The 13,458-nt window shown below is 33.4% G+C and carries 10 protein-coding genes and 2 tRNA genes; all 12 read right to left on the bottom strand.

The genetic code is table 11. The features are described 5' to 3' along the window. Positions 1 to 164 precede the first annotated feature (164 nt). Positions 165 to 1,808 (bottom strand): DUF5906 domain-containing protein, encoded by a 1,644-nt coding sequence (locus MUA21_RS00155; protein ID WP_262561525.1) that lies wholly within the window; start codon positions 1,806 to 1,808, stop codon positions 165 to 167. Next, entirely contained in the window at positions 1,808 to 2,176 is a 369-nt protein-coding gene (locus tag MUA21_RS00150; protein ID WP_002494603.1) for a hypothetical protein, read from the bottom strand. The genes MUA21_RS00155 and MUA21_RS00150 overlap by 1 nt, the downstream gene beginning before the upstream one ends. Continuing rightward, on the bottom strand, positions 2,169 to 3,269 hold the full coding sequence (locus MUA21_RS00145) for a DNA polymerase (RefSeq protein ID WP_262561524.1): 1,101 nt from the start codon (positions 3,267 to 3,269) through the stop codon (positions 2,169 to 2,171). Before MUA21_RS00145 ends, MUA21_RS00150 begins: the two co-directional genes overlap by 8 nt. Positions 3,270 to 3,496: 227 nt before the next feature. Then, positions 3,497 to 4,972 (bottom strand): DUF6038 family protein, encoded by a 1,476-nt coding sequence (locus MUA21_RS00140; RefSeq protein WP_262561523.1) that lies wholly within the window; start codon positions 4,970 to 4,972, stop codon positions 3,497 to 3,499. Positions 4,973 to 5,346: 374 nt separating this feature from the next. Then, a complete protein-coding gene (gene rlmH / locus MUA21_RS00135; RefSeq protein WP_046207193.1) occupies positions 5,347 to 5,826 on the bottom strand; it encodes a 23S rRNA (pseudouridine(1915)-N(3))-methyltransferase RlmH in 480 nt (159 codons plus the stop codon). A 741-nt stretch (positions 5,827 to 6,567) separates the two neighbouring features. Next, the gene (locus MUA21_RS00130) at positions 6,568 to 7,368 is read right to left on the bottom strand and encodes an MBL fold metallo-hydrolase (protein WP_128088366.1); all 801 of its coding nucleotides are present in this window, start codon (positions 7,366 to 7,368) and stop codon (positions 6,568 to 6,570) included. A gap of 424 nt (positions 7,369 to 7,792) precedes the next feature. Next, entirely contained in the window at positions 7,793 to 8,575 is a 783-nt protein-coding gene (locus MUA21_RS00125; protein WP_105873894.1) for a two-component system regulatory protein YycI, read from the bottom strand. Continuing rightward, positions 8,576 to 9,916, bottom strand: a complete 1,341-nt coding sequence (locus tag MUA21_RS00120) for a YycH family regulatory protein (RefSeq protein WP_105873893.1) — start codon at positions 9,914 to 9,916, stop codon at positions 8,576 to 8,578. It abuts the gene before it with no gap. Further along, positions 9,906 to 11,738, bottom strand: a complete 1,833-nt coding sequence (gene walK / locus MUA21_RS00115; RefSeq protein WP_262561522.1) for a cell wall metabolism sensor histidine kinase WalK — start codon at positions 11,736 to 11,738, stop codon at positions 9,906 to 9,908. Before walK ends, MUA21_RS00120 begins: the two co-directional genes overlap by 11 nt. 13 nt (positions 11,739 to 11,751) lie before the next feature. Further along, positions 11,752 to 12,453, bottom strand: coding sequence for a response regulator YycF (gene yycF / locus MUA21_RS00110; protein ID WP_019468531.1), 702 nt, complete (start codon positions 12,451 to 12,453; stop codon positions 11,752 to 11,754). Between the two features lie 561 nt (positions 12,454 to 13,014). Next, positions 13,015 to 13,087: transfer RNA gene (locus MUA21_RS00105), tRNA-Asp, on the bottom strand. Positions 13,088 to 13,093: 6 nt separating this feature from the next. Continuing rightward, positions 13,094 to 13,168 (bottom strand) — tRNA-Glu (locus MUA21_RS00100). Positions 13,169 to 13,458: the final 290 nt, after the last annotated feature.

Raw genomic sequence — 13,458 nt, 5'->3', positions numbered from 1 at the left:
ATAATATATATTTATAATTTCGTTTCATTTTTTATCACTTTTACCACTTAATCATATGAGTACTACAGGCAACTGCCTGTAGTACGTAATTAGATTACTTACCTTTATTGATACGTTCTTCTATGATAGGCACAAGCACTTCTACAAATGCTTCAATTTGTTCATTATTCATCGTCAAAGTCCTCCCATTCAAAGTCTAAATTCTCTTCATCTAATGCCTCATCGTCTGTTATATTTTCATTTTTATCTAATGAAATAATATTATCTTTTTCAGAAATATCATGAATCTCTTTTTTATCGGCTTCTTTCCAACCTAAATCAATCCAATAATCGTAGCCATTGTATAGTTTGGTTTGAGTATCAAAGTTTGCTTGAATTAACTGTTTAATAACCTGAGAACTCACCTTTATTTCTTCATTAATAACTTTATTTAACTCGGATACTTTGATTCGTGATCCTGGTTTGATTTCTATAAGTTTTCTGAGTAAATTAATACACGCTTTCTGATTTGCAATACTTGCGGACCTGCTAGAAACAAATTCATATCCAAAATTTAACCAATCGTGAGTAATTTCAGTGACACGACTATTTTCAAGGTACTCGATATCTGCTTTTACAATCTGTTGATACACATACATCAAGTAAAGAAAGATTTCTTTCTTCTCACTCTGGAGCTTATCAATTAATGAAGTATCCGCTTTTTCAACATAATATTCACATGGAATAACATTAATTCGACGCTCCAAAGCTTTCGCATGTTCAGCAGGAAAATTAAGTACCGCATTTGTACCAAAAACAAGTTTCAAATCCAAAGTGACCTCCACTTGAGTTTTTCCTTTACGATCAACATGCATTGATTCTACAGATAATAACTTTTTGAAGTCATTTACAATCTTTTCTTGAATCCTAGATTGTCCAATTTCATGACTTGCCATTAGACTTTTGTCAATTAAACTTTCTTTGTCAAAGCGACCTTCAAGCTCATTAAGTGCCTTAGACACAATATCTTTACTATAGAAAAATGATTTAACTAGTTCAATATATACAGATTTACCATTCTTAGCTCCACCGTATAATATGAGACCCCTACGGTATTTAGTATCAGCTGTAAGTAACACTGCTGTATGTTGGAAAAGAAAGTATTGTAAATCATCGTCATAATTCGCAAGTTGTAGCATATATTGATTAAAATATGGCGGTATCTTATCAGTAATTACATCATTTGTACTTAATGATAAATTCAATCGTGTTTTTGGAAAGATATCGATTGAATTTTTAACGACTTGAAACGTATTAAGATCGAACATATTTTCACCACAACCAATATAGTGCTCATTCTCAACAAGTTCTTCTACATCTGTTGATTTTTGCAATCCATCTACGACATTTTTTAGAGTGCTTAGTGAAGGCTTATAATCTACAAGCAATACTTGTATCATTTTAGATATCAAGTCTTGTAATTCATCTCCATTTATCTTTTGCCACTCGTTAGCTTTGAAAATAAACAGTTCTGAATTAAAGCGTTTGATATGAAAAACCTTTATCATCATTTCCATGAGTACGGTGTCATTAGGATTCTTCTTAATACCAAAATAACTATAGATGTTATGTCGATAATCCGTATCTTTTGGGATATTAAGTCGTAACTGATCGATAAGTTCGTTATACACGGTTTCACCTTGAGCCGTTTCTTCTATTTCATCGTCATTATTAACAGGAATAGTTAGGATAGCAATCAGACCTTTACGGTCGATTGCCTCCTTAGCCACACTTATTATTTTAGTTAACATTTCGAATATACTGTTCATTATAATATGCCTCCAGTTTCATTTAATGGTGCTACATCGTGTACATAATAATTACCGTTATATTGACCAATAAAGATTAAATGCTTTCGGTCAATGTAAGGTTCATATATTTTGTGACCCACGCTATAGTTGCTATGATTCTTTAGCCAATCATTAATTGACACCTGCTTAGCTGTCGCATGTGTTGAAATATTACGATTCGCGTATACAATCTGATTGTTCACTTCAATTTCATACGTGAATTGGTGTTTTACTTCACCTGAGAAATCTGTTTGGCTCACAGAATGTAACGTAGCTACATATATATTATTTTCTTTAAGTGGTGTAATACTTGGAATGTGTAGGCTTTGTCCTCTATCATTATTCATGGTCTACGCCTCCTATTTCTTCCACTGTCACATGTGCAAATTCACCATTGAACAACTGGTTAGCCGTATCTTTCATTAACTGACCCACATTTTGTGCAATTTCTTCATCTTCACATTCAATCATAATCGCATCGTGTATCGGTACTATAATCTTGAACGTTTTTTGTTCGCACTGTGCTTTGTACACTTCCAACAAAATGTGCTTGAAAACATAACTCGCTACAGTTTGTACGTAGATTGCCATGATACTGCTACCTTGAAATGCGCTCATATCATGCTCAATACCATAAGGCATAGTCATGGATTTATTCTCTTCGACTTGTTTCTTCAGATTCCACACTTTTGTGAATTGGCTGACTGCATCCAACCATTGCACTTCACTTACATATTGATTCAGCTTGAATTTAGGTTTTTTGAAGTTGCCGCCAAATAGAAACGAACCAATAAATGCAAGTTTAACAAATACTCTTAACTCATCTGGTAAATCTAATTTGCTTAGTAATGCGTCATACAAGCCTTCTTTTTGATTCAAGTAATTTATCAATTTTGGATCTTGTGTAATATGTGCTACGACCGATGGTTCAAATGACTTGAAATCGATTGTATATACCTTTTTAAATTGTGAAGGTAAAATCGTATGTTGAACGACTTTAGGTAAACCTTGAATATTAAAATTTTTAGTTGTGATTCGATGTGTTCGTGTACCAATCAACGATAATTGCGTATATAATCGATTCGTACCATTTAATGCCTGTTCTAACCTATCAAATAGCTTTTCGATTTTATCAGAATGTTCATCATTCTTGGCTCTTTCAAGCATTGTTGCTTTGATATCTGGTAATTTTTCGATATTAAATTTAATGGATTCTGATTCAATTTCTTCCTTTAATGCTTCCAATCCTTGATGTACTTCCACATATTGGTCTAACTTAGCTTGTTCGTCAGCTAAAAGTGCATTATATTTTTGATCTAACTGCTGGCTGAATTGTTGCTGCAATTGTTGAACATCAGTTTGGTTAGATGATTTGTCCATTAACCATTGTTGTGCTTTATTGCTTAGAGCCTGCAACATTATTTTATGTCTTGTCTCCATTTGAATCTTCTCCTTTATGGTTGAAAGTGGCGCGCTCACATCAACTGAAATTTTTATTTGTCTTGGCCTCGACAATGTTTAATTTAGCAAATCTAGTTAAAAAAATATCTGAGTATCTGAAAAAAAAGCAAAAATAAAAAACCCAACAACCACTGTTATAACAACGGTTGTTGGGTTAAAAAATAATTTTATTGCTTCCATTTCTCTTAATTCACATATAACTGAATCTATTTTGTTTTCGATAAAAATTTGGGTTGTCTAATCGCTCTTCTAAAATTTTCCACTAGAGGGTCTACTATAAAATTACCAAAGTGAAAATCAGATCCTTCTACCTTTGACAATACATTCAAAGTTTGTGTTACGAAATAACTGCCTTGCTCCATTATTTCATTTCTTACGACCATTTGGGCATTTGAATAATTCAACTGCACTGCATCAGTGCTTATATATCTGTCAATTTTAATAATTGCATTATGTACATCTTCGATAGCATACCTTATAAAATCATCATTAATCTTATTTATATAGGTTGGGTTTATGCTGTATTTCATCAATTCACTTTCTAGGTTCTCTAAATCAAATTTGGCTTGTAAAAAGTAGTTTAAATAGTTCGGCTGTTTATTAGCATCTTCTAAATTCGCCTCGATCGTTTTGATTTTCTTAATAATGTTGCTTTGATTTTCAATAGTTAAAGTATTATTTTTGTAATATAAAACATTATATTTTGGGATATCTCGATTCAGTTTGACATTACTCCAAAACTGATACCTTTTATAAAAAGATAATATATCCCATTTACAGTTGGTCTTTATCAATTCATGATCAATAAGCTTGGATATATTCTTAATGGATTCTTTATGGATATTTTTTCTAAATTTGTTTTTCTTATCTAGATTTTCCTTAAATTTACCATCAGCTCTTTGTGAACGTTTCAACATATCTGCAATCAACCAATCAAGTTTAATATGTTCTGTTTCATCATAGTCCCATTCATCTTTAATTAAGCTAGCTACAGGCAATTGACTCTTCTTATATAAAAGATGATTCAATTCATAATCATTTTTTGGATTCCTATCTTCTTTTATCGCTTTTGTATAAGTTTCAAATTCATTTTTTTCCTCAATTTGGTTCATTCTTTGTTCTTTTGCCATAAATTGAAAAATCGTTTCATCTATAGATTTTAATACCTCATTTTGTAGTTCAATTCTTTTATGTAATGGTAACGTTGACATATATTGGTATAGCTCTTGTTCTTTTTTATTAATGGATTCACCTACACTTAGCCATGCTTTAGTATTTTGATACACATCTTTCATATGTATGTGTGAAACTAGTCTCTTGTATTGAATTTCATTAATTGATTTCATTAATTGATGAATATACTTCATGTAACTAGAAGTATCAATATTATCAATCTTTTCTTTTTTAATTTTTCCATTTTGTTTAAACCCTTTGGATGTGATATCTACTGGGTAATAATCAACACTTTTTAATAGTACTTTTATTAACTCTTTTGCAACGCCGTTAAATGTATATTGATTGTTCCTATCTTGACCTTTATAGTCATGAAATTTTCCCATATCAATTTTAAATAATTTTATAATCATATTCATATTTTTATTAAATTTATATGAAGTGAATCCTAGTTCTGTACGTATATCTTCTTTTGAGTATAGTGTTTTTACAATATCATCTGATGACATAAATACTAGCCTCCTCTTTTAAAATTTAATAAATTACCAATCTGCGACATTAGTTTTTCATCCTTCAAATCATTTTCAAACTTTAAGGGTCAAAACCTAATCATTATTAATATTGACTTTATACTTTATAATAATACAAATTTAGTGATTCACGATGATATAGTTTCAATTATTAATGCCAACATTATTTTTTTCGGTTCCTAGTATAATACGTTGTATATTTTTGGAAAATCTAGGTTTATAGTAATGATGTAATTTTATAATTCTATCGTTTTTTGATTCGCAAATTCTACGCCACAATAGCTGCATTTTATTAAAGATACTATATATTCAATCAATTTCAAAGTGAGTTACATACAACTTATTTTTTAGTTTTATTTGTGATACGCTTCACCGCGCATAATTTTAAACGCACGGTAAACTTGCTCGATTAAGACGACGCGCATCATTTGGTGTGGAAATGTCATTTTACTGAATGACAGGGCGTAGTCACTTCTGTTTAAGACGTCTTGATGCAATCCATTGGAACCACCGATAATAAATGTGAAGTCGCTTTGGCCACGTGTCATACGGCTTTCTAATTCTTTAGCAAGTCCTTCAGAAGTCAGCATATTGCCTTTTATTTCTAAGGTAATGACTGTGGATTGTGGTTTTACTTTTGCTAGTAAGCGTTGGCCTTCTTTTTCTTTCACTTGTTCAACTTCTTTGTCACTCATATTTTCGGGTGCTTTTTCATCTGGTACTTCGATAATTTCAATTTTGGAATATGCACCTAAACGTTTTTCGTATTCAGCTATTGCTTGTTTCCAGTATTTTTCTTTTAATTTGCCAACTGCAAGTATAGTAATTTTCATAATTTGCCTCCTGTAAAAGCTTAAAAATCAATAGTTATTAGACTTATCCACAAGTTATACACTTATTCACACAATTCCCTCTTATTATAACAGGAATGTATACGATAATTTAAAATAATTTACGTTTTTTTCACAAGTAAGGGTGGATAACCTGTTTATTTGTGGATAACTCTGTGTATAATGTGGGTATTTCTATGTTAATTGTGCACATCTCTGGATAACTATGGATAAATAAGTGGATAAGTTGCCGATTGTCTTACATACTTATTCACAAAATTTACGCTTATTTTACAAAATATCATGTTCTTTCAAGCTATTATGCAAGTTATCCACTGTTTATAAATTATAAGGTAAATGCATATATGTAACTACTTTAATGGACTAATCATTTTATAAAAATCGCTTGTTAAACAAACCTCTAATTTAGTTAAAATAATTTCGTCGTGCCATCACCACAACATGACTAGCGTTAAAGTGAGACTAAGCTATGGCTCATGCATAAGTCTCTGATAACTCACTAATATGAAAACTGATGCTTTAACTAGATTTACGTTTAGCCATCGTATTAAGAAGTACTCAATTTCATTTCATATGCCAACTACGCTTTGAATCATCTTCAGCTCACCCATTAAAATCATCTATCTATTCAAACATGCCATTTCAACAATAGCTTACAGTAGTCTTGGATTAATGCACAAAAAAGCCCTAACCGCTTCTTCAATGAAGGGCAAGGGCTTCTTACTACAGTGTGTATATTGGTGTGGCTTGAGCTTTGTCTGTGTCGCAGAGGAGCACTTCTTTCTCTGTATCGATGTCGTGTTCGTTTAGGACTTGGCCAACGCTCATGCGTGCAAGGTCTTTCATGTTGTTGTCTTGTGATAAGTGGGATAGGTAGATGCGTTTCGTGTTGCCTGTAATGACGTCTGTCATGGCAAGCCCTGCATCTTCATTAGATACGTGTCCCATATCACTGAGGATACGTTGTTTTGTCTTCCATGGATAGCCACACATACGAAGCATGTCAACGTCGTGATTACTTTCGAATACGAAAGCATCACTGCCTTGAATCATACCTTTCATGCGATCTGAAACGTAGCCTGTATCTGTAAGTATCGTGAATTTTTTATAATTATTATGGAAGATATAAAACTGTGGGTCTATGGCATCGTGAGACACGTTGAATGACTCAATGTCGAAGCCTGCTATAGACTTAGTCTCGTATGGATTAAAAATGAATTTCTGATCCATTGGGATTTTACTATCTTTCTTTTCGATTGCTGACCATGTTTTTTCGTTTGCGTATATTGGCAATCCATATTTACGCGCTAAGACACCGAGGCCTTTGATATGGTCGGAATGTTCATGTGTTACTAAAATGCCGTTTAAATTTTTAATTTGTTTGTCGATTTGACCAAACAGTTCTTCCATTTTCTTACCTGTCAGGCCTGCATCGACGAGGATACTACCTTTATCACTTTCTACATAAGTGGCGTTACCTGTACTACCACTCGCTAATACACTCATTCGTATCAAGCGATTCACCCTTTCTAATCGATAAACACTCGTTGCTTATAATTTGTATAGGCAGTCTACGGTTTATGTGACCTCAACATGCCCTCTGTCTAATTATTAAAGTTTTTATATCTGCTGAAACTGCTTTTTAAATTATGTACTTTTGAACTATCCTATGTGGTACATATTTATGTTTACATGCGTTCATCTTAAATCAACGCAGTGGGTTTATAACTTTGATTTAACAATAATCTATTTTAACATACTTTGTAGCTTAAATTGAATTTAATGTTTAATGTGGTGCCTTGTTTTTTAAAATACTGTGTCTCAAAGTACAAAATAAAAGAGCGGATATACTTTTGATTTCGTATATCCGCTCTCCTATTTTTATGATAAATCTTTCAATACTCACTAAACGGTGTGTTTGCGTGAATTCATAAAAACTATGTTTGCACTATTCTTCAACTATCTTTGGACTGTCTGAAATAGCTTCGACATAATATGTTTTGGATTCGTCTTTATGCTTTACTTTGATTTCCCAATTGGCTTCTAGTACTTGCACGTTAGGCTCTTTAACGACGGTATAATAGCCGAGTCGGACGTTGGTCACTTCATCGTTTCGTTTAAGATAACGATTATAATACAGCGCTTCTATCGAACTTCTTGCAGTATTTACTTGTTTCTTATCGTTGTTTGCACCTTCTGATGGCTCTATCGATTTCATAGCGGTTTGTCTGTAACTCGATGCTTTACCATCATCATTGATATTAAATTTAAGTTGTGCTTTACTGTTGTTCATTATTGGAAAATCGTTGTAAGTCTGTTCAAAGGTGACGTGTTTATCGTCAATTTTACTCATTTCATAATTTTGGCCTTTAAAGATTTTATCTTTAACATATGATTTTAAATCTGTGTATTGGTCATTACTCACATCAATCGGGTCATTGATTTCACCTCTGATTTTTTGCCCGTCTGCTTCGCTTGAAATACTTGAACGTGCTTTTGCATAAGATGAAAAATCATTAGATCTTGCAGTGAGTAATTGCATTTCTATATTTTTAACGCTTGGCAAATTTTCAGGAATTTCTATTTTTTCTTGTTTAAAATTCACTGCATTTTCTTCAGCGCTATCGTTAATATGAGATTTATTGACTTTATCAATATAAATGATGATAAGGCTAATATTTACTAGAATAAATACAAAAATAAATAACGTTTTCGTGTGTTTCCAGTTCATTTATTCTAGCCCCCCATCTTTGTATGCACGCCACTTGTCATCGTACTCTACATACCAACATGGCTTAAATTCACTGTTGCGCTGGATTTCTATATCTCCGTTGTCCTGTTTATCTTCCATACGGTAACCAATCGTCATGTTGGTAACCTTTTCGAAATCTATTTCAGGATTATTGGCGAGTTCCGAACGCACAGTTTCAGCACCTGGCAGGTTGACTTCTTTTTCGCCACTATCAATCGTCACATTCGCTTTTAATAACGTACGCGCATAGCCGTAAATACCTTTATTGCCCCAAGAGACTTTCAATGTATTTAAATCGTCGTCGTTAAACGTTGGTCGTCCATTCAAGAACATTTGATAAGTCAGATCGCCACGTTTGTCGTCCGTATGGAACAATCTGAAATCATCTGTAAAACCACCGTGATTATTGATGTATGCATAGGTACTTGGAATGCTTTCTTGCATGTTTGTTGAACGGTTTTCATCTTCTAATAGATTTGTGTAGCGATATTTTTCGGTTTCATCGTTGTAATTGGCTACACCTGTATTATTGTTGTAAGTGACTGAGCCACTTCTTGAGCTACGCACTACAACAGAATCGTTAAATAGTATTGAATTCATGGTATCCACACTAATGTGATTATAGATTGTATGGTAGGATTTTTGTCCTTTTGGTGATTTCGGTGCAAAGATATGTGTCGCTTTATCTATCGTATCTTTATTGGTAATAATTTCTGTGTAAGGTTGCATATGTTTATGCTGCTTTTCCAATGCTTCCGTGAATTTATCTGCCTTCACCGTTGTCGTCATACGTACAACATTGTGTCTATCTTTACTTATCGCATAAAGTTTAATTTTGCCATCTTGATTGTTATCTATTAACAGGCGATCAAATTTAAAGTTGTTGGGTACTTTGGCATTGATATTTAATACTTGGCCTAAATATGTAGCAAGTGGCATATCATAAGTGAAGTCCAATACTAAAAATTCATCGCTCAAGTCTGGAATAATTAAATTATGATTGCTGTGCATTTGTTCCGCGTGTAATACACGATGATTTTTTAAGGGTTTAATTGTTTCTTCGACAATGCTGCGTGTTGCTTCCATACCTTCTGTGCTTTCACCTTTTGAGTAAATGACTTGATATGGTGTAATCACTTGTGGCATGCCTTGTTTCAAAGGTTTACCGATTGTATTTGATTTCGCTTCTTTTTTACTATTATCTTGTTTATCTACATTAGCCAAATCGGGTGAAAAGTTCCATGTCATATAAGTTAAAATCGCACTCATGAGTACTAAAAGAAATAGGATAATAGACTTAATTAGCTCTTTACTCTGCATCCCAATCACCATCTTCTAGTACTTCACATGGAAGCGTAATAAAGATTGACGTACCTTGTCCTTCTACACTATTTGCCCAAATGCGACCATTATGCGCTTCGACGATTTCTTTAGAAATGGCTAAACCTAAGCCTGTACCACCCATTTTTCGTGTCCGTGCTTTATCTACACGATAGAAACGGTCAAAGATTTTATCTACTTTATTGATAGGAATACCAATGCCGTTATCTTTGACGCGGATGGTCATACGATTATACAGTGAGTTCTGTTTCACGTGAAACTCAACACGTTTATCACCACGTGAATACTTCATTGCGTTGGTAATGACATTGTCAAACACTTGTGTCATTTTATCTGGATCAATTTCTGTAAAGATTGTTTGTTTTGGAATCTCACGAACAAAAGTTGCATCCTTCGCTGACATTTCATGGCGGTTAATAATTTTATTGATAAACATATTAAAGTCGACAATTTCTTTGGTAATCTGATCTGATTCGTTATCCATTTTTGATAATTGTAGTAAATCGTTTACGAGTCGAATCATACGTTCTGTTTCTTCACGTGTCACTGATAAGAATTGTGGCGCTAACGCATCATCTTTCCATGCACCGCTTTCTAATGCCTCGATATAACTATTCATGGATGTTAACGGCGTACGTAATTCATGTGAAACATTCGCTACGAATTCGCGACGTTCTTGTTCCACTTGTTGTTGTTCTGTTACGTCGTGAAGTACAGCAATATAGCCTGTAACGAAGCCAGTCTCTTGTACGATTGTACTGAAGTTTACACGAGCAATAATGCCTTCACTTTCATTGATATCTAATAAGAAACTATCATTATTTTCTTGAATTTCATCTAATGAAAAGTCTTCTTCTAATTTAAGCATATTTAACATGTAATGACCGATAATTTCTTCTTTCATCATGCCTAGCATCGTTAATGCCATATCGTTGACAATACGCACACGGCCACGACGATCAGTTGCGATAATACCATCACTCATATGTGTAATAACAGAGTCTAAGCGTCGTTTTTCACTTTCCGTATTTGCTTGTGCTTCTTGTACACGCTTGGATAAATTATTAAAGGCTAGTGCAAGTTCACCAATTTCATCATTACCGTAAATTTTAACACGTTGCGTATAGTTACCTTTAGACATCTCAACAGTTTGGTTACGCATATCAGTAATTGGCTTTGTGATTGTGCGCGCAATAAAGAAACCTAATATCACAGTAATTAATAGCGAGATGCCTGTCCCAACAATAAAGATTTGGTTGATGTTGCTCAATTGGTTGTAGACATCATTGATATCTGCTTCTATATAAACATCACCAATTGTCCCATCATCTGATGTCTTCACAGGTAAATTGTAGACCCACACACGTTGTTTTCCATTACCATAGTCTTTCAATACCGTATGGCTATTAATTTCTCCTAGAGATAGCGCTTTTTGTATCGAGCTGTCATTAGCTTTTTGATTTATTAGACTACGCGTAGACTGCTTTGAGGTAGCCATGATAATTTGATCTTTATCAATAAAACGAATTTCTTCTATTTCTTGTCTATTAGCATACTCATTCAATAAATTTTGTACTTCTTTTTGTGCATTGACCGAGTTGTCTTCGTCATAGACTTTTTCTATATTAATTTCTATTTGTTTCGCGTATTGCGAGATATTATTTTTAAATGTTTGTGTTAATTCTTTTTCTAGACTATTGGTAAAGTATAAACCGATAATCTGCATACCGATTACGATTAACAATACATAGACAATAACAAGTTTCGTGTGTAGAGATTGAAAATGTTTAAGCCACTTCATTTAATATTGTCCCCTAATCATGTTGTTGGAGGAAGTATCCAACACCACGGCGTGTCACTATATATTCTGGGTGTGATGGATCGTCTTCAATTTTTTCACGTAAGCGACGAATCGTTACGTCTACTGTACGTACATCACCAAAATAGTCATAGCCCCAAACAGTTTGTAATAAATGTTCACGTGTCATAACTTGACCCATGTGTTTAGATAAATAGTGGAACAGTTCGAATTCACGGTGTGTTAATTCAATGTCTGTACCACGTTTTTTAATAGAATATGCATCTGGATAGATAACAATATCTTTAATTGTAATTTCATTAGATGCATCGTTCACTTCTTGTGCTGGTTGTGAATAATGGCGACGTAAGTTTGCTTTGACACGCGCAATTAATTCACGCGTGCTAAATGGTTTCGTCACGTAGTCATCGGCGCCAAGTTCAAGACCCAATACTTTATCGATTTCTGAGTCTTTTGCTGTTAGCATAATAATTGGCATTTCATATTTTTTGCGTACTTCACGGCACACTTCCATGCCATCGCGACCAGGTAACATAATGTCTAATAAGACAATGTCTGGTTCTTCATCATATATTAAATCTACTGCGTCATTGCCATCATATGCACAGAATACTTCATAACCTTCTTTTTTCAAGTTGAACTCTAAAATATCAGCAATTGGTTTTTCGTCATCTACTACCACAACTTTTCTAGCCATATTTATAAACCTCATTTCTAAATTGTAGTACGTTTACATATTTTTCTACACATTTCTCTATAATATAATTTACCATTTATAGCGTGCTAATTCTACTTTTCTAAACAAAAAAATAAATTGGTATATTGTAAAATTATAACATTTTTTACTATTAATAGGTTAATAATAGATATATTAAGCCTACACAACATGATATCACTGTGCGACTATATTGCCCATAGTGTATAAAAAAGTGATACATATCTCAGCAAAGGTCATGTTATTTTGACTAAGGTATTTTGAGATACCTTAATCATAATTTGAACATGATGTCGCTTATACTGGGAATGCATCACGTTTACAATGATACTTTTATGAACTGAGCTAATTTGCACTAACATGAATTATTTTAAAGTCTACATTTTAAATTGGCCATTCACCTAGCATCAGTTCGTTATGCAAACGAAGGCGCTCACTTTAAAATTCATGCATCCATAACTACTACCTTCAATTGAATTGAGTTTGAAATATGTAGCTTAGAAAATTGCACAAAAAAATGCCCATCCTATTGGATGGGCAATACGGTCTCGACGGGAATCGAACCCGCGATCTCCTGCGTGACAGGCAGGCGTGTTAACCGCTACACTACGAGACCTAAAAATGGTGACTCCTACGGGACTCGAACCCGTGTTACCGCCGTGAAAGGGCGGTGTCTTAACCGCTTGACCAAGGAGCCTCTCTTAAGCACAAGATAAATTATATCAACTCTCATTATGGTTGACAAGCTATTTTTTAAATTTATTTAGTATAATTTTCTATCATTAATGTATAAAGTAAGAAAATAATGCTCAACGCTGACAAATCAGTATTTTATCTGCTTCATAACTTATTTTTTGAGCATCAATACTCTGTGATTTGCTCTATAATTATCTACTTTTTCATTTTTATTTCAAAATCCAAATAATAAATACAAAATCTTTTTTGTTTTAAATTTATTTTGCTAAAATTATAATTAGTATAAATAAG

Source organism: Staphylococcus ureilyticus (assembly GCF_025558845.1).
Classification (GTDB): domain Bacteria; phylum Bacillota; class Bacilli; order Staphylococcales; family Staphylococcaceae; genus Staphylococcus; species Staphylococcus ureilyticus.
Note: the sequence above shows the minus strand (reverse complement) of the source record. Positions and strands in the feature narration are given on the sequence as shown.